The sequence below is a fragment of the Thalassoroseus pseudoceratinae genome (assembly GCF_011634775.1).
GTDB lineage: Bacteria > Planctomycetota > Planctomycetia > Planctomycetales > Planctomycetaceae > Thalassoroseus > Thalassoroseus pseudoceratinae.
In genome coordinates this window covers 94089-111851 of sequence record NZ_JAALXT010000007.1, presented here as the reverse complement: position 1 = coordinate 111851, position 17763 = coordinate 94089, and the positions used below count along the sequence as shown (strand labels likewise).

General features: G+C 54.5%; 13 protein-coding genes. 6 read left to right on the top strand and 7 right to left on the bottom strand.

Annotation, left to right across the window (positions count from 1 at the left end; all coding sequences use genetic code 11):
* Positions 1-81: 81 nt before the first annotated feature.
* Positions 82-552, bottom strand: a complete 471-nt coding sequence (locus G6R38_RS23095) for a transposase (protein ID WP_166831156.1) — start codon at positions 550-552, stop codon at positions 82-84.
* 394 nt (positions 553-946) lie between these two features.
* Here G6R38_RS23095 and G6R38_RS23090 point away from each other — a divergent pair, with 394 nt between their 5' ends.
* Complete coding sequence (locus G6R38_RS23090; protein WP_240928347.1) at positions 947-1495, top strand: YciE/YciF ferroxidase family protein; 549 nt, start codon at positions 947-949, stop codon at positions 1493-1495.
* Positions 1496-1731: 236 nt separating this feature from the next.
* Here G6R38_RS23090 and G6R38_RS23085 read toward each other — a convergent pair whose 3' ends face one another.
* Positions 1732-2259, bottom strand: coding sequence for a DUF488 domain-containing protein (locus tag G6R38_RS23085; protein ID WP_206028695.1), 528 nt, complete (start codon positions 2257-2259; stop codon positions 1732-1734).
* 121 nt (positions 2260-2380) lie between these two features.
* Between G6R38_RS23085 and G6R38_RS23080 the strand changes: the two genes are divergently transcribed.
* On the top strand, positions 2381-5230 hold the full coding sequence (locus tag G6R38_RS23080; RefSeq protein WP_166831155.1) for a transporter substrate-binding protein: 2850 nt from the start codon (positions 2381-2383) through the stop codon (positions 5228-5230).
* Here G6R38_RS23080 and G6R38_RS28280 read toward each other — a convergent pair.
* The gene (locus G6R38_RS28280; protein WP_261345412.1) at positions 5204-5329 is read right to left on the bottom strand and encodes a hypothetical protein; all 126 of its coding nucleotides are present in this window, start codon (positions 5327-5329) and stop codon (positions 5204-5206) included. The two genes, G6R38_RS23080 and G6R38_RS28280, sit on opposite strands and share 27 nt — an antisense overlap.
* Before the next feature lie 74 nt (positions 5330-5403).
* On the opposite strand from G6R38_RS28280, the gene G6R38_RS23075 reads away from it, so the two are divergent.
* The 3 genes from G6R38_RS23075 (at position 5404) to G6R38_RS23065 (ending at position 9731) form a co-directional block, all read left to right on the top strand.
* Positions 5404-6819 (top strand): hypothetical protein, encoded by a 1416-nt coding sequence (locus G6R38_RS23075; RefSeq protein WP_166831154.1) that lies wholly within the window; start codon positions 5404-5406, stop codon positions 6817-6819.
* On the top strand, positions 6816-8066 hold the full coding sequence (locus G6R38_RS23070; protein ID WP_166831153.1) for a metallophosphoesterase: 1251 nt from the start codon (positions 6816-6818) through the stop codon (positions 8064-8066). Before G6R38_RS23075 ends, G6R38_RS23070 begins: the two co-directional genes overlap by 4 nt.
* Before the next feature lie 315 nt (positions 8067-8381).
* The gene (locus G6R38_RS23065) at positions 8382-9731 is read left to right on the top strand and encodes a dihydrolipoyl dehydrogenase family protein (protein ID WP_166831152.1); all 1350 of its coding nucleotides are present in this window, start codon (positions 8382-8384) and stop codon (positions 9729-9731) included.
* A 92-nt stretch (positions 9732-9823) separates the two neighbouring features.
* On the opposite strand, the gene G6R38_RS23060 is transcribed toward G6R38_RS23065, so the two are convergent.
* A complete protein-coding gene (locus G6R38_RS23060) occupies positions 9824-12337 on the bottom strand; it encodes a PQQ-dependent sugar dehydrogenase (protein WP_166831151.1) in 2514 nt (837 codons plus the stop codon).
* Positions 12338-12994: 657 nt separating this feature from the next.
* On the opposite strand from G6R38_RS23060, the gene G6R38_RS23055 reads away from it, so the two are divergent.
* Complete coding sequence (locus tag G6R38_RS23055; protein WP_166831150.1) at positions 12995-14758, top strand: secretin N-terminal domain-containing protein; 1764 nt, start codon at positions 12995-12997, stop codon at positions 14756-14758.
* Positions 14759-14788: 30 nt separating this feature from the next.
* Here G6R38_RS23055 and G6R38_RS23050 read toward each other — a convergent pair whose 3' ends face one another.
* The 3 genes from G6R38_RS23050 to G6R38_RS23040 all read right to left on the bottom strand — a co-directional run bounded on the left by G6R38_RS23050 (position 14789) and on the right by G6R38_RS23040 (position 17663).
* Positions 14789-15640, bottom strand: a complete 852-nt coding sequence (locus G6R38_RS23050) for a hypothetical protein (protein WP_166831149.1) — start codon at positions 15638-15640, stop codon at positions 14789-14791.
* 228 nt (positions 15641-15868) lie between these two features.
* A complete protein-coding gene (locus G6R38_RS23045; RefSeq protein WP_166831148.1) occupies positions 15869-17179 on the bottom strand; it encodes a hypothetical protein in 1311 nt (436 codons plus the stop codon).
* Positions 17163-17663, bottom strand: a complete 501-nt coding sequence (locus tag G6R38_RS23040; RefSeq protein WP_166831147.1) for a hypothetical protein — start codon at positions 17661-17663, stop codon at positions 17163-17165. Before G6R38_RS23040 ends, G6R38_RS23045 begins: the two co-directional genes overlap by 17 nt.
* Positions 17664-17763: the final 100 nt, after the last annotated feature.

Here is a 17763-nt window from a genome sequence, read left to right as displayed (position 1 = left end):
CAGCCTTTCTTGCTTTTGCCATCGGTTGCCATGGCTCAGCCGTGACGATACGGCCATTCTCTTGAGAGCGTGTGGCCAGAACTAGGTTTGTTGAAGTTGTCGATGAGCAATCAAACCGCACGCGAGTGTGACGAAGGCCTCGTAGAGAGCGGTTTTGCGTTCTCGTCGTATGCCGTTGCGACGGAACCATTTGAGCCAGAAGATTGCTCTCTCGACTTGCCAACGACGCTTGCCCAACCCCGGCTTAACGTCTTGACCTCGCTGAGGAATGATCGCATTGAATCCATACCAATTTAGCAGCCTGAGGAGGTCCGCCGATGTGTAGCCGCCGTCGGCTCGGACGACCGTTGGCAACTCGCGAGGTCGGCCCGGCAAGCCACCCACATGAGGAAATCGCAGGAAGACCAACGGCAGAATAAACCGCATGTCGTGTTCGTTGGCGGCGGAGACGATCACCGCCAGCGGAGTCCCTTCCGCATCGGTCATCCCATTGAGTTTACTGCCGGAGAGGCCTCGATCCGTGGGGTTCGGGCCGGTTTTTCCCCGCCGCAAGGCGATTCGATCAAGCCGCCGTCGATCAGCACTTCGGCCACATCTAAGCGATCGGCAGGTCCCGCCAACCGATGCCGGTCTTCAAGAGAAACACGAGGCCCGTGAACACCGTCCGGTTGTCAATCGGCTTGCGACCAAGTGCTAGTGTTTGCAGAACGTCCCTCGTGGTGTCTGCGCGGTCAGCGTGGGGCGTGACTGACCATGTGCAATTAGGGCTGCGAACGCATGTCGTCAATAGGCGGAGCGGAAACCGAATTTCTTCGGCTCTCTTTCTGGCCAGAGCCTGCAAAAACGGCGATTTGGAAGAATGGGCGCAGGAAACTGTCGCTTCTGATCAGGTCTGGAATCCGATTTGCGAATTAAGAATATTGAACGAGCAAACGGGAACGTCCCTATGCTCGACAACCAGATCAAGAATAGGGAGACACACATGGGTTTATTTAGCTCAACGGAATTCAAGGATCTGAAATGTTTGTTCATTGACCAATTGCAGGATATCTACGACGCAGAAAACCGATTGACGAAAGCCCTGCCGAAAATGGCAGAGAAGGCTAGCGATCCTGAACTGAAGAGTTCATTCCAGCAACACTTGCAGGAAACGCGTGAACAAGCAGAAAGGCTGGAACGCGTCTTCGAGATGATCGACGAGAAGGCGGAAACGAAGACTTGCGAGGCGATGAAAGGTTTAATTAAAGAAGGTGACGAGGTCATCAACGCGACGGGTGACGAAACAGTCATTGATGCCGCATTGATTGCCGCTGCTCAGCGTGTTGAACACTATGAAATGGCAGCGTACGGTTGCTTACGTAACCTTGCCGAGCGTCTTGGGATTCCACAGGCGGCGGAGTTGTTACAACAGTCGCTCGATGAAGAAGGAAACGCCGACAAGATCCTTACGGAATTGGCAGAAGGATCGATCAACCGAGAAGCTGCTCATAGCTAATGCAACTTGATGACAACCAAGCGTGAAGCTAGGACGCATTGCTCCCTAGCTTCACGCTTTTGAACACTTCCCATCCCTTCATCATCACGGTTATATAACGTGACCTGGTGAGTTTCGGTTTAAGTATCTTTAGATTAACAGCCTACCAAGAACTAGTTCCTATACATCTCTTTGTTGATTATATAGAGGCAGTTGAGTGGGATTGTCGGCCGCGTTTGGATCGGCGGCCATCTTGATTAGATAGCCGGATACGTTAATCGATGGTCTTCGACTTGGGCGAAGTCGGTTAGTTGATGTTCTTTGATTCGACTCTGGGCAAAGATGTCCCAAACGGCCCAATCGCGGACGATCAAGGCATCAGCGATCAATCGTCGATGGCATCGCCAGGGGACCGCTTCCGCACACATGATGGCCGTCGCCTGATCGGTCGCGATTTCTTCCAACTTTGACAACGCTGATTGAAATGATTCTGTCAGCATGTAGTCCGCATAAGCATTGAACGATTCGACCCGCCAACCGTGATTGGGTGAGTCGTCAGCACGCTTTTTTCGTCTCCCGCCCAAGTCGGGAAGATGAATGTAGGAAACTTCAATTTCCTGCAGCGATGACTGAAGATTCTTTTGGCCAAATTGCGGCTGTCGCTTGGATCCTGCGAAGCGACGAACATCGACGACGCACTCAATCGACGCGTCGCGAACAATCGACAGAAAATGTTCGATCGCGTGTTTCGAGTGGCCGATCGTCCAAATGGATTTTTCGATCATGTGCCTGTCTTGGTAATTGGAGTCACTCGTGTGACGGCTTCTGTGTTAACATCAGTTTATGAGTATAACCGTTTGACGACGTCTTCCCACGAAACCGTTCTACCACGTCTAAGGTCTCTCCATGAATCGGCCTTCGGAGTCAACGTCTGCCTATCGCGTGGGTGTACTCCACTCTCTCAGTGGAGTCATGGGGAATAGTGAAACGCTGGTGGCGAAATGTGTGGAACTGGCCCTCCACGAGATCAACGCTGCCGGTGGTGTTTTGGGACGCACCATCGTTCCCGTCGTCCGCGATGGTCGCTCTCGACCGGAAGACTTCGCCGATCAAGCACGACAGCTTCTGAATGAGGAGCAGATCGATGTCCTTTTCGGGTGTTGGACGTCGGCCTCCCGAAAGGCGTTGCTGCCGATCTTGCATCAGTATGGCGGACTGCTGTTTTACCCGGTTCAATATGAAGGGCTGGAGGAAAGTCCGCATGTGATCTACACCGGCAGCACGCTCAATCAGCAGATTGAACCGGCGGTCGATTGGGTTTTGGATCGCGAATGGCAACGGGCGGCGGTGATCGGGTCCGACTATGTCTATCCACGAACCGCAAATACCTTGTTGTACGGGATTCTCGAGAAGCGTGGCGGTCGGGTTGTGGCGGAGAAATATCTTCCATTGGAAGATTACGATGTGTCACCGGTGGTTGATGAACTGCTCGCCTCCAATCCGGACATCATTTTCAGCACAATCAACGGAGCAGCTAACGCAGACTTTTTCAATCGTTTGGCGGAAGTCGGTCCCGGTGCCGACCGCTTGCCGGTGATGTCCTTTAGCTTCAGTGAAACGGAACTGGCCAGCGTTCCCGCTGCCATTGGGCATTATGCCTGCTGGGATTACTTTTCGACCTGCGTTGCAGAGGTCAACCAGCACTTCTTGCCGAGAATTCGCGAGTACGTCGGCTGGGAATGTCCGGTGTCGTCACCGATGGCTAATGCGTATAGCCAAGTGTACTTGTGGAAGGCCATGGTCGAGGCTGTCGGAAGTTTCGCCGTCGCCGACCTTCAGAAATACCAGTTCATCTTGATCAATGGTCCCTGTGGCGTGATGGAATTGAAACAGAACCATCATGTGCGTAAACGAGCCATTGTGGGTCGGGCCCAGGAGAACAACGAATTCGAGATCATTTGGCAATTTCCCGAGATGATCGATCCTGAACCGTGGTTCGGGGTGGAGACCTTGTTGCGGGGACGGATTATCCACCAGGCACTCGAAGCGTTTCCGACCGTCGTCGATCTGCATGCGACCTTGCGGCGAGAAAAGGAAATTCAAGAACGGCTGATTGAGGAACTCAACCAAAAGCAGAAAGAGTTGGAGCAAGCGCGTGACGAGTCCGAAGCCGCTAACCAGGCCAAGTCGGATTTCCTGGCCGCGATGAGCCACGAAATCCGCACGCCGATGAACGGTGTCCTCGGCATGGCCCAATTGTTGCGAGCCGGTTCACTGCCACCCGCTCAGGCAGAGCAAGTGGATGTCATCATTTCCTCGGGCGAGTCTCTGCTAACGATCATCAACGACATCCTCGATTTTTCCAAAATCAAAGCGGGCCGGATCGAGTTGGAACAGGTGGGGTTCTCGCTCCACGATTTGCTCAGCGAAACCCTGCAATTGCTGGCTGCGAACGCACACGCACGGGGCATGGAAATCGAACTCGACATCGACTTGGAGATGCCCGATGTGCGTCGTGGCGATCCGACGCGGATTCGGCAGGTACTGACCAATCTGGTGAGCAATGCGATCAAATTCACGGAAAACGGACGGATCGTCGTCGCCGTTCGGCCGTATCCCGAACTCGATGATGGAGTGAGTCTCGCCGTCCAGGACACAGGAATCGGGATATCCTCCGATGCTCAGAAAAAATTGTTTCAACCCTTTGTCCAGGCCGATGCGGGAACCACCCGCAAATACGGCGGTACGGGATTGGGGTTGGTCATCTGTCGGCGGTTGGTCGAACTCATGGGCGGCGAATTGACGCTGCACAGTGTACTTGGCGAGGGCAGCACCTTTCAGGCGACGATTCCGCTTCCACAGGCTGATCGTATCGAAGCGGGGCAAGCCTCCCCTCATCAAACACCTCCAGTGGACCTGCTCGCCGGTCGGCGAGTGTTCCTCGTCGACGACAATGCCATCAACTTGCGTGTTGCCAAGGGATTGCTCGAAGAGATGGGAGTTGCCGTCGTGGATACCCCTGACCCGCAGCAAGCCTGGGAGCAACTCTCTCAAAAGTCTGAGGCAGACGGTTCGGCATTCGATGCTCTGATTTTCGACGCTATGATGCCCGAAGTCGATGGGCGGCAATTGGCCCAAAAGGTCCGGGACTTGCCCGGTGGAACGCGAATCCCCATTATCCTGGCGTCTTCGGCGATTGGTGGAGAATCGGAGCATCTTCACACCGATGCCGACTTGTTCAACGCCGTGCTGCCGAAACCGCTGCGGCGGGGAGCACTCTCCCGCGCACTCGCGACGGCCATTGCCGGCTGGCGTCCGCAACAACCCGAGTCAAAAACCGGTGCCTCTCAAGCTCGGCGAATTTTGGTGGTCGAAGACAGCATGGTCAATCAGAAAGTTGCTCGGGGCTTGCTCGAAAAAGGTGGTCATCATGTCACGATTGCCGAAGACGGCCAAGCTGCTTTGGATCGTCTCACCGACATGGCCGCCTTCGATCTGATTCTGATGGATGTGCAGATGCCGGTCATGAACGGACTGGAAGCGACACGCCGAATCCGAGAGCGAGAACGCGAAAACGGTTGGCCCCCCTGGCCTATCTTCGCCCTCACCGGCAATGTGATGCAGTCCGAACAAGACGAGTGTCTCGCGGCCGGCATGGATCGCTGCCTCACAAAACCACTCAACAAAAACGTTGTTCTGGCTCTGGTTGCTCAGACGTCCTCTCGTCAATCACCCGACGTGCCCCCAACTCCCTAAAGTGCCCCACCCCACTTGGCACAACTCATGAGCTTCGCCATCTCTCTCATCGACGACATCGGGCGTCATCGTGTTGCAGTTGCCCTCGGACAATCGCATGATAGTTCATTTCCGCAACACGGACTGAACAGGCTTTCGAAGAAGAAATCAGCCTGCAACAAGGAGATTCACAAATGAAAACCCTTGCCATCTTTTTGGGGCTTACAACCCTCGTCTATGCAGAGGAGGCAAATTTTCGGGCTGGCGCTGCGTTGTCGAACATTACTCCAAAGATGGGTGTGGTGCTCGATGGGACGATCATGCAGATTGGGCCTGCGAAACACGTTCACGATGAACTCTGGGTTCGCTGCCTGGTGCTTGATGACGGAGCGACGAAGCTCGCGTTTGCCGAAGTGGACAACACGATGGTTTCCCGCCCGATTCACGACGCCGCAAAAGCGATGATCATGAAAAGAGTGGGGATTCCGCCGAACCATGTTTGCATCGCGGCAACACATACTCATTCCACGCCACGAGCCGTTATCGGTCTGAAGGACGATGACCTTCATCGTGAGTATCTGGATGACCTGGCGGTCAAAATCGCGGATGGTGTGCATCGGGCTTACAACAATCTGGCAGCTGCGGAAATCGGCTGGGGCAGTTTTCGCGAACCGCGTTATGTGCACAATCGCCGATGGCGTTTGAAACAGGCCATCACAAATCCGTTCGGCGAATCGGGTGAGATGGTGAAGATGAATCCCGGCGGACGGAATCCCAACGCGGTGGAACCGGCCGGTCCGGTTGACGATCAGGTGTTTGTCGTTGCACTTCGCCAACATGATTCTGGCCAGCCGTTGGCAGTCCTGGCGAACTATGGATTGCACTACGTTGGCGGAGTTCCACGTGGGGAGGTCAGCGCGGATTACTTTGCCGTGTTCGCAGATCGCATTCAGCAGAACTGGAAAGCCGATCGACTTTCACCGCCCTTTGTCGGAATAATGACAAACGGAACGAGTGGTGATGTGAACGCCGTTGACTTTTCCAAACCGCGACAGAGATACGCCTCGTATGAGCGGATGACAACAGTTGGACAAGATCTTGCCGAGGGAGCGATTCGCGTGATCGAGTCGATGGAATTTCGTTCCAATGTGAAACTGGCTGCGGCGAGTGCTGATCTGGAATTGCGTGTTCGTAAGCCGGAGGCCGAACGTCTCGGGTGGGCTGCGGAAACACTTCCGGTGACGCCACATCGCTTGTCCCTTTCTCAGATTTACGCCCGGGAAGCACACGCGTTGGCTGAGTTTCCAGACACGGTCAGTGTGCCGATTCAGGCCTTCCGCATTGGCGATTTGGCCATCGCCCAGTCGCCGTGTGAGACATTCGCGGAAACCGGCCTCAAAATCAAAAACGCCAGCCCGTTTCCTGGCACGACATTCACCATCGAACTCGCAAATGGCTACAACGGTTATCTGCCATCGAAGGAGCAGCATAAACTTGGTGGTTATGAAACTTGGCCGGCGCGAAGTAGTTATCTCGAAGTCGACGCAGAACAGAAAATCCGAGACGGCTTGATGAAGCTACTGGAACAGTTGAAGGGAGACATCGAATGAGTCGTTCGCTGATCTGGATTCTTGTCGCTGCGGTGAGTTTCGAGTTGTCGGCTTCCGCTGAAGACCAGCCACAGACGTTCGGAGTCTGGGCAACGAGTTGCAGTCATGTCCCGGCTGACATCAAGCGGGGTCGTGAAAGCCTCGGTGACGCAATTCGGCAGTCAGAAGGCGAAGATGGTTTCCAATGGGATATCATGATCGATGCCGGTGATCTTTCCGCGAGTCAGTTCCCACCCAGTGACGAAGATGGTGAAGAACTGCAGATTCAATATCGTGCTCTGAAGAATCACCGGCGGGAACAGATTTACAACGTTCCCGGCAATCACGACGCTCCCTACTACGATCGAGGACCGGGCTCGTGGTTCCGTAAGTGGGGCGATCCGTTGGGCGAGAATACCGAGTTCTCAGGAGTCGATCCCAAACGCCGCCCCTTCCCGGTCGAGGGAACCTGGGAACGTTATCGATTCCGTGCGGGCAATCTCCTCGTTCTCATGCTGGCGGATCGCAACGACGCACCAACACCGGTGGGACGAGGCCATAGCAGCGAGAAAATGAAAGGAGGTTATCCGCCCGGCGCAGTGACCCGCGAGACCTTCGAATGGTGGAAGAAGCAGGTGCTAGAGAATCAGGACAAACTCATCATCACCATGCATCACCACGCCCTGCGAGATACAACAACCGGTTCTGGCAACGGTGAAGGTCATCCCCGGTATCATGGAGCTTCCGGCGGAGCGGCGGGCTCTTCCTATCTCTACTTCATCATTGAAAACGATGACCCCGAGAATTTCCAATACACGTCCGACGCACACGTTTTCGAAGACTTTCTCTCGGAATTCCATAAGAAGCACGGGCATGGTGCCATCGATTTCTGGATTGGCGGTCACACACACATGAAAGGCCCCACCGACAACTTTGGGAACAAAACGATCACCGAGACGAAGTGGGGAGTTCACTTCCTCCAAGCCGCGGCTTTGACAAAGTATCACGCGGGTGGCAACCCAATGAGCCGCCTGCTCACTTTCACAGAAGACAGTGATAAGGTTCTCGTTCGCACTTGGCTGCACGATACTTCATTCCGGAAAAACCCCGTCGGGTTCTTCGAGCCGGCCACGCGAACTCTGAAGTTACGGCATCACTTCTCAACGCCGCCGCCCATCCAGACCAAGGAGCCTTTTTCTGCCGCCGTCCGTGTCTTCGAGCGGAACGCGAAAGCTCGGGCCAGGAATAAGAAGCAAACAGATAACTAGGTTTTGATCGCGTAGGTTGCAGGCAGGATGGCTTGGTGCCAGATGTGTGGCGTCGGTGATCAGGGCCGATCATGGAACGCGGTTCGAATTCAATCCCTATGCTGAATGCGATATAATTCACGAAATGGAATTCTCCAGCGAATCCGCAACGGACGCCGTCACACGCAAATGAGATATGGACGAGCTCAGCACGAATGCCGTTCGCTTCTGTGATTTTCTCTCACAGCCACTCAGCATGCTCTTCTCGGACCCGATACGGATACCGAACACGCTCTGCGATCGGACAACGTCTCCGCGTGAAAACAAGGAAAGATTATGGCCGACAAATTTGATTTGATTGTCTTGGGAAGTGGGCCGGCTGCAACTCGGGTCGCGAATCGGTGCGCGAAAGAGGAATGGCGGGTGGCTGTTGTGGATCCTCGGCCGGTTGGCGGAACGTGTGCGTTACACGGCTGCAATCCGAAGAAGGTCTTGGTACGGGCTGCGGAACTCGTCGATCGGGCTCGAAAAATGCACGGTCACGGGACAAACCTGGGCGATGCCGTCATTGACTGGGGCGATCTGATTCGGTTCAAGCGGACGTTTACCGAACCGGTCACCGAAGGCAAACGTCAATCGTTCGAGGAACTCGGCATCGAGATCATTCAGGGAGATCCAAAGTTCACATCACCAACGGAATTGGATGTCGATGGTCGTCGCATCGAAGCGGAGAAAATCCTGATCGCGACGGGGGCAAAGCCGGCACCGATGCCGTTCGAGGGAGCGGATTTCCTCACGACGAGTGATGAGTTTATGGAACTCGACACGTTGCCAAAACGTGTGACATTTATCGGCGGCGGATACATCTCGTTCGAGTTCGCCCACGTCGCGGTCCGGAGCGGAGCCCAAGTCTCGATTATGGAAAAAAGCGAGCCACTGGAGCACTTCGACGCGGACCTTGTGAATTGTCTTGTCGATCGTTCCCGTGCGATCGGCATCGAAGTTCATCTTCAGACGGGCGTCGAATCAATCCAACGCCAGCCCGACGGGACGTTTCTCGTTCATATCTCTGCTCAAGGAACGACGAGTCAAATTGAAACGGACTTGGTCGTGCACGGAGCCGGTCGGGTTCCGAACTTCGATGGCTTGAACCTAGACGCCGCGAATGTCCGTTTCGACGAGGGAGGGATTCAGGTCAATGAGTTTCTGCAAAGCGTCTCGAACGAGGCCGTCTATGCCGCGGGCGATGTCGTGGCGTCGAAACTGCCACCGTTGACGCCGGTTGCCAATCACCAGGGGCGGATCGTGGCTCAAAATCTGTTCGAGCCTAACAGTCGTCGCTTGGATGATGTTGTCGTTCCCTACGCGGTCTATACATCTCCGGCGCTCGCCGCAGTCGGCCTGACCGAAGCGGAAGCGAATCGACAAGGCATCACCTGTGAGGTTCAGCAAGGCGACTGGTCGCAGTTCAGTTCCATGAAGAAAGTGGGAGAAACGCATGCGATGTACAAGTTGTTGGTCGACGATCACGGTCGGATTCTCGGTGCCCACCTGCTCGGTCCCGAAGCGGCTGAGACGATTAACATCTTCACGCTGGCGATGAAGCTCGGAGCAACCGTGGAGGACTTGGACTCCACGCTGTTTACATTTCCCTCCTTCGTCGCCGACATTCATTCGATGACTTAGAGCCTTTCAAGGCTTTGGTTCGGCATGCGTATTGATGAATCCCGAACCGTTGTCGCTCTACGAGACCGTTGTTCAAGCAATGCACCGCGTGGCTATTTTTTCTTCTCCGCATTGAGTTCGGCGATCCATTGTCTTAGGACTTCCATCCCGCGCGGGTCGGCGATGTTGCTGGCAAGTGGCGGCATTTGACGAACTCCTCGATGAGCGGCCCGCAAGAAAAGCTCGGACTCCAGCGGTTTGCCTGGCGTGAGGACTGTTCCGGATGGGGGTGTGAAGTGCCCGTGCAGAGGCTTTTTTTCCACCAGCTTCATTTTGCCCAACGCGGTTTGCGAACGTAAATCGCGACTTCCGGCGGCGATCCCTTCCGGGCGATGACAGTTGGCACAGTTCACATCCAGCCACGCCCGAGCCAGCTTGGCGGTGTCGGCGTCGGGGATTTCCAAGACGCTTTCCTGATGGTCAGGCTCATGGCTGCGATCGAAATTGCCAAACCCCCAGTTCGGGAATTGTTCCCACTTCTCACTTCCTGCCGCAATTGGTTCGGTAAAGATCTGCAATTCATCGAGCAGTTCAATTTGGTTTTGACTTTGCTGATGATAATTCAGCGTGTGATTCATCTGCCTCGTGTTTAGACCCAACACGAACCCAGCAGCTTTCGTGTGACACGCCATGCAATCGGTGCGGGATGGAAAGTAATACGGCTGACTGATGTTGCCGTCTTCGGTCGCGACTTCGATCGGCTTTAGCAGTGAACCGTCCAACAATTCCGCATCAGTTTGATCGTCACGATAGACGTAAGTGTAACCTTTCCAACCGCTCGGCGAATTGACAAGTAACCGCGTTTCCAAACGCACAGGATCCTTTAAGTCAACGCGATTCTGATGCATCCAAAACGTTTTGACGAATACCGTGCCGACCGGGAATTCCCACTGGTTGTGGCCGTGGAAAACGACCTTCCCTTTGTCGGGGAGAGCGATATACCGATCCTTCACGGCGAAATCCGACCAGAACGGCATGTTGAGTTCATACGGAATCAGACCTTTGGCAGGCACGTTGTTCTTTACAGAGGCGAACAAGCCCGTCTCGGAAAGTCGCCGAGGGAACTTCTTGGCGGCGGCGTAAATCTCCTGGTCTCGCGGTTGCAGTTTCTGAATGGCCCCGCCGAACGTGCAGAGATACATTTCGCCGTTCTGGTCTTCGCCGAAGGCAGCGATCTGCAAGCCGGTTTCAGCGACGCGGCGGTTGTCCTGAACTTCGTTGCCATCAAGCCGCAAAGCCCACACATTCCCACTCACATAATCCGCATAGAAATACGCACCCTGGTAGTCTTTCAGTCGCTCGCCTCGATACACCATCCCACCGGTGACGGACCGCCCTTCCCCACGAAAATACTCGGCGAGCGGGTCGATCAAATTGCGTTCTTTGGACGGGGTGTTGGGTTCGAAACTATGAAAACCTTCGCGGATGTTCCAACCGTAGTTGCCACCTCGCTGGATTCGGTTGACCTCTTCGAATCGATTCTGTCCGACATCCCCGGCCCACAGGTCGCCGGTTTTTCGATCGAACGCCAACCGCCAAACATTCCGCAGTCCATAGGCCCAGATCTCGCCGCGAGCGTCAGCGCGGTTGGCGAAGGGGTTATCCTGCGGGATCGCGTAGGCGAGCCCTTTATCCTGATGATCGACATCAATTCGCAGAATCGATCCCAGCAAAGTCGCCAAGTTCTGCGCATTGACATGCGGATCGTTGGCTTTTCCGCCATCTCCGAGCCCGATATACAAATACCCGTCCGGTCCGAATCGCAGACTGCCGCCGTTGTGATTGGAATAGGGTTGCGGGATCTCCAGCAGTTTCCGTTCGGAATTGCGATCGGCTTGGTTCGGATTGCCGGTCGAGACGGTAAAACGAGCCACCACCGACGCCCGCGGCTTGGTGGAGTAGTACACAAAGAATTGACCGTTCTCGCGATAGTTCGGATGAAACGCCAACCCGAGCAGCCCTTCTTCGTTGCCTTCCCGTGAGACAACATCACGGAGATCGAGGAACAGCTTCGAATCCGCGACATCATCACGGTTCTCGAACACCCGAATCGTGCCCTGTTGTTCTACGACAAACAATCGATTCGTTTCGTCATTGGCGTGGGTCAGCTCCACCGGACGTTTGAACTTGAGCTGGGGAAAAGCTGGCACGTTCTCCAGCGGCAACGGATCCGGCGCGTGCATCAGCTGGGATGTATCGACTGGGGTGAATGTCTCCGGCAGCGAATGCGTCTTAGGTAATTTCTCAGACGAAGTTTGACTCCATCCCAAAGCTGGCATCAGGCCCAGACAAATTCCTGCTAGTCCGATTATTCGCAGCATTGTGAGTGACTTCCGGTCTTGAGTAACAGTTCGTTGGACCAACGGTCGAATTGTGGCCGCGTGTGTCAATGCGTTCATCTGCTGTTTGGCCGGGAAGGGATCGGCGTGTTGCGTTTCCGGCTGTGAATTAGTTTGACGACCGATCTCATGTCGATCAACGGTGGATACCGTACGTTGAAGGGGCATTCCCGCTGCAGACCGAGTTTTCCAAGGCACGCGGCCACAGCCGATTTGAAGTGTCGCCATGGATGACGCGAGCCCTGGTTCTCTCGTTCCCACGTGGCCAAACCGGTGACAATCAAAAGCCATATCCTCAAGCCGAGCAGCGGCCTCCAACTGCCTTGTCTGCCCCGCCACCGATCACGAACAGCAAAATGACCTGATAAAAATTTTTAAGAATGATTAGGACTGTCAAAGTTATTGCTAGCACTGATAGTCAAATGACCATGTCTTTTTGCGAGGCAGCGTTGCCCATGTTTCCACTCTTGTCTGTTTTGGGTGGTTCTGCGCGGTTTGTGTGACTCTGTGCGGGTTATTCGGAATTTGCTGACTGAAAGAGTTGTTCGCAGTGTAGCGACCGTATGAGTCCGATAATTCGTTAAGCTTGCTCGTCTTTTTACCGCGGGAAGCATCTCAGATTCTTTCGAGATTGTCATGATGCGGATTCAGCTCTCCTCCCAAGTGTCGCTTCTTACAGTGCTCATCGCCCTCTGTGTGGCGGGGTGTGCAAGTCGTGAACGTTTGACGCCCGGATTGCTAACCTGGTTGTCGTCGACCAGTTCAGAAAATGATTCGACTTTGACGGCAACCGATCCACCGCCACTTCAGTCGACATCGGCTACTTCGAGCACGTCATCGTCGAATCCGACCATACCGACGTCGTGGCAAAGTTTCGATCATGCCATGGACCACGAGCACACGGCGACACCGTCGATTCAGAAAGCTCAATGGACGGAAAATACAACGCCGAACCTGTTCTCGAAAACGGCGAACCCTCCTCCCGCTCCGACGCCAACCATGAGATCGGCCGTCACAACGGATTCGAATTGGGCGACCGAACTCGCGCCGAAGCCAGAAGCGGAACCGAGGCCAACGCTTCCGCTACCGCTCCGCAGCGAGTCCGGCGAAGAGGATGTCCACGTCGCTGCGCAAGGCGAGAAGATTTCGCTGTCGGTCCGCGACGCTCCCTTGAACACGGTGCTTTCACTCATCGCCGAGCAACAAGGCCTGAACCTGGTGACGAGCAGCGATTTGATCCATCCGGTGACAGTGACATTGCACAAGGTTTCGGTCGAAGAAGCCCTCGATGCCATCCTCCGAAGTTCCGGGTGCACTTGGCATCTGGAAAAGAATATTGTGTATGTCTCGAGTATCAAAGAAGAAAACCACGTCAATCCGGCGATTCAAGGTCGCGAAGTCCGCGTTTTCCAGCTGGATTTTGTTTCAGCGAGTGATATCGAGAAAGTGGTGCAAGGTCTTCTCTCGCCCGTGGGAAACATTTTCGCAACCGAATCTGATGCTAATAATAGCCGCCGCACAAATGATTCCATCGTCGTTGAGGATCTCCCCGGTTACATGAGGCGGATCGAACAGTACATCGCACAAATCGATCAAGCTCCCCGTCAGGTGTTGATCGAAGCCCACATTCTGGAAGTGCGACTGTCTGACGATACCACGCATGGCGTGAACTTCGAGTACCTATCGAATCTTAGCAACACGAAACTCAAATTAGAGACCGCGGGGGCCAATCCGTTGGCGTCGTCTGGGATGCTCTTTAGCATTGAAGGAACGCAGTTGACCTCATTGATCGAGTGCTTGCAGGTCACTAACAACGCGAAAACACTGGCCTCCCCCAAGGTCATGGTGCTCAACGGTCAAGAAGCAAAAATTCAAATCGGTGAGCGACTCGGTTTCTTCGTCACGACAACCACGCAGACTTCGACTTTGCAACAGGTCGAGTTTGTGGATGTTGGGGTGCTGCTGCGGGTGACTCCACAGGTGACCGCCGACCGTCGGGTCGTGATGACCGTTCAACCAGAAATTTCCACGGGACAAGTCAACGAGACCACGGGGCTACCAGACAAATCCACGACGGAAGTGGCGACTTCGGTCATTCTCGATGATGGTCGCGGAATCATCATCGGGGGACTGATTCAAGAAGTCGACGCGGACCGTCAATCGAAATTACCCATCGTTGGTGACCTTTGGGCCGTTGGGCGATTGTTCGGCCGTCGTGAAGCCGGTCGAGAACGACGAGAGATCGTTGTGGCCTTGGTTCCCCGTGTGGTCACGCAGGGCTGTGCTCCAAGGCTCGCCGAACACAATCAGTACCAACGTGCGACGACGCCGTTGCTCGATCAAAACCTGAAACGGTATGTACGTCCGACGGAAGGTGCACTTCCCGACGCCATGAAAGACCCACGGCGGGTGAAGCTCCGCCGACTCCCCGATGCCGTCCGGAATCTGCACGATCCGTATCCGTTGCCACCGGAATACTACGTGCCGGCCAACTCGGAACTGGGTGGGTACGATCCGAACTCGCGATACGATGTTCACCGCTCGCCTCAATCATATGGCGAACCCGAGTTCTACAGTGACCCCAACTCCATTGGCTACGAAGACGAGGTGCCAATCTTTGAACACACCTACGACTATGATGCACCATAGCCGCCTTCGCATCACTCGAATGGCAGTTGGCTACGGATGATCAAGTAGCCGACTCGGAAGTGATGGCAGGCGACGGTACTGACGACTTCCGGTGTGGAGTTGTAACTCATCGCGGATGTAACTGGGACGCCGCAGTGGCACATCGTACTCCGCGGCTTCAAACAGCCCTTCGCCAGGAACACCGAGACTCACACTGAGCAGACCGACCGGAATGAGATCGAAGTCACGGTTTGGTTCGATTCGATTGAACGGTAGATCGACGATGGCTCCCTGTGGGCCAAAGTCGTTCACTTTGAGTTGTCGAGACCACCGCTCGACCACACCAAGACGGTCTCGTTCTCGATTGTAGTCGAACCGCCGAGCAACCAACTCAGCGGTCAACGATCCATTGACCGACACAGGTCGGCCCGTTTTGGAAAGTGCCAAGACCGCTACTCGCAATCCATCCGGCTCGGCGTCACGGTCCCAGTTTTCAACCCAAGCTCGGACTCGCAATACATCGACTGGTTCCGCTTCGGAAGCAACATCCGATAGCACCAACCGCTGCGATGGTTGAGGTGGAATGAATGGTCGTTGCGATGCTTGCCCTTCAATCCGCAAGACATGCGAGTCGTCATAGGGCCGAATCTGGCGAACGCGATCTCTCGGGATCTGAGACCGAAGAACAATACCCGAGCGTTCAGTCCGGAGGTGAACAGTCGCGGCATCGGGTGTTGGCTCGAGATGACCAACGAGCGTTCGACCATCGAGTGTCTCAACCGCCATCAGTGACGAATGGTCTGTGCTAGTCGAACGAGGGGGCGTCTCGGAAGACTCACCAAGAGCAACTGCAACAAGCAGATGAAACACCCAACCAACATGAACGAGGCGAACTCGACGCATAAGAAAACCTGGTGTCAACGTCAAAAAGTCGTTTGACGTTCAACCAAGCAAAGCTGATGCCACGAGTGCGGAATACCGAATAACACCGGAAACTCAGCGAATTGGTTCGTTTCTCGGACGAAGATCAGCCCTTGATGTTTCCGCAAGACAACATCGCGTTGACAAAGTACCTCAAGTTCATTGGGCCGGAATCATAGACGTGGTCGATCAATAACCAACCTGGAAACCTCAAGGAGTAGAGACTCGCGTCCATGTGCCAGGGATAATCTCACCGTTGTTTGACGATCCGAAACCTGGTGGCGGATCGTTGGAGGCAGTGGAATCAAAATCAACCGATGCCTGACACTGTTTCTCCAGAACAACGTTCCCGTTGCAGATCAGCACACCGTTCAATAGAAAACTCTCATTCTTGTTACCACCATGAAGCGTCATGTTCCCGGTTGCGTAAACAATCCCGGCCATCCGAGAGGGGTAACTATCAGAGGTATCGCTATCCGTGTTACCTTGCCAAGGCGTTCCTGAGGGATTGAAGTTAGTCCCGGCATCCGCCTCGCTCAGACTGCCAGAGGTAATTCTTAATTCCAGGTCCCCTTGGACCAGTAGTGAGGGATAATTGTTGTACGCAGGTTCAAAGTTCACCTCTTTCTTGAGGGAGGTGCCCGTCGTGCCAGTCCCACCGTTAATAATGACAAGTGTCCCGACGACGCGTAGGTTTTGCATGCTAAGACTCTTGCCGCCGCAATCAATAATATAGATCCCATCCGAGTTTGGCGTTCCGTAGGGATTGTTAGACGGACTAAAAAGCACATCATCCATACTTAATCCGCCAAGTCCGTCATCTAACGGACCGGTGGGGATGGCTGTCCCTTGACTCACGTAGTAGTCGAAAACCGTCTGCGGATCAGGCATTGCATGGTTTCCGCCAGGGACGGTTGCAGTGCCGGAGTAACTACCGGTATTGGAAAAACCTTGTGCCTCTAAGTCACTATTCAGGATGCCCCAGTTGGTGACGGTTGAATTGCAGCGAATCGGTCCGCCGTTAATAACCAGCGATTCATCGGTTGTATAATTGCCAACCCACAGCGTTCCCCCGACGAGCATTGGGACCCCGACCGTATTCGATCCGCCAGTACCGACTCCGACCTGCAATCGATACTCGGAACCGTCCTTGCGACCGATCCCCGTGAGCAACTTGCCGTTCCCGCCGGGATCGTCGTCGAGCCGCCAAGTCATCGTGCCTCCATTCGCTCCGACAGGGGAACTCGGATGCTCCGTGCCATGCACGATGTTCGCTTGCCAATTGGAATCGCTTTGGATTTGTGCCATTCCCAATTCAATGCCAGATCGGGCGAGCACGCGAATTTGTTCGATGTCGGTCGTGCCGGTCGCCATCTTCAACTGTGATTGAGCCACACTCATGGCGGCCAAGCTGATCATGGACACAATGATTGTCACCAACAGTACCGCTACATAGAGAAAGCCCCCGCGAGTGGGTTGCGGATTGTTGCGAGTCGGCTGTGATTTATTGATCTTGCGCATGGTTCGATAATGCTGTCGAGGAGTAGTGTGTCCGTCCACCCGTCAACTGAATTTGGTTGGTCACATGTGTATGCACAGTCGCATCGGCAGCCGGAGGTTGCTCCAAGCTGCCCCATTGGGACCGCCACGCAAGCAATACTGTTTGTACGCCGTCCGGTGCGGTCACCGTCACTTCGATTCGCTTCAGTCCTTGGTCGGTCAAAGAATTATCATTCGGATGACTCAGTTTCGCTCTTCGCACTTGGACACTCCGAGTCCACCCAGAGTACGCCGACAGCGTGGTGTTATCCTTTAACCGAGGCGGAGAAGCACTCCAATTGTTGTAGTCGTCCACATCGTCCCATGAATTGCGGTTGCTTCCCAACTCGGAAAGCTCCACGCCAAAACCGAGTAACTCTGTTGGCTCCTCGTAGTGTTGACTAAGAATTTCGTTCATCAATTCCTGAGCCAACGCCGTGCCATCAAGAAGCTGTTCAGCAGCCATCCTTGTCTGGAGTATACCACCCACCACCTTCAACGATCCCACGAGTACAAGTCCAACAAGTAAGGTCGACACGGCGACTTCGACCAACGTCAAGCCATTA

What these genes read in the sequence shown, in the direction of transcription:
- G6R38_RS23090 (WP_240928347.1), top strand. Translation starts at nt 947, where the DNA reads ATGCTCGACAACCAGATCAAGAATAGGGAGACACACATGGGTTTATTT.
- G6R38_RS23085 (WP_206028695.1), bottom strand. Translation starts at nt 2,259, where the DNA reads ATGATCGAAAAATCCATTTGGACGATCGGCCACTCGAAACACGCGATC.
- G6R38_RS23080 (WP_166831155.1), top strand. Translation starts at nt 2,381, where the DNA reads ATGAATCGGCCTTCGGAGTCAACGTCTGCCTATCGCGTGGGTGTACTC.
- G6R38_RS28280 (WP_261345412.1), bottom strand. Translation starts at nt 5,329, where the DNA reads ATGCGATTGTCCGAGGGCAACTGCAACACGATGACGCCCGATGTCGTC.
- G6R38_RS23075 (WP_166831154.1), top strand. Translation starts at nt 5,404, where the DNA reads ATGAAAACCCTTGCCATCTTTTTGGGGCTTACAACCCTCGTCTATGCA.
- G6R38_RS23070 (WP_166831153.1), top strand. Translation starts at nt 6,816, where the DNA reads ATGAGTCGTTCGCTGATCTGGATTCTTGTCGCTGCGGTGAGTTTCGAG.
- G6R38_RS23065 (WP_166831152.1), top strand. Translation starts at nt 8,382, where the DNA reads ATGGCCGACAAATTTGATTTGATTGTCTTGGGAAGTGGGCCGGCTGCA.
- G6R38_RS23060 (WP_166831151.1), bottom strand. Translation starts at nt 12,337, where the DNA reads ATGGCGACACTTCAAATCGGCTGTGGCCGCGTGCCTTGGAAAACTCGG.
- G6R38_RS23055 (WP_166831150.1), top strand. Translation starts at nt 12,995, where the DNA reads ATGGACCACGAGCACACGGCGACACCGTCGATTCAGAAAGCTCAATGG.
- G6R38_RS23050 (WP_166831149.1), bottom strand. Translation starts at nt 15,640, where the DNA reads ATGCGTCGAGTTCGCCTCGTTCATGTTGGTTGGGTGTTTCATCTGCTT.
- G6R38_RS23045 (WP_166831148.1), bottom strand. Translation starts at nt 17,179, where the DNA reads ATGCGCAAGATCAATAAATCACAGCCGACTCGCAACAATCCGCAACCC.
- G6R38_RS23040 (WP_166831147.1), bottom strand. Translation starts at nt 17,663, where the DNA reads ATGGCTGCTGAACAGCTTCTTGATGGCACGGCGTTGGCTCAGGAATTG.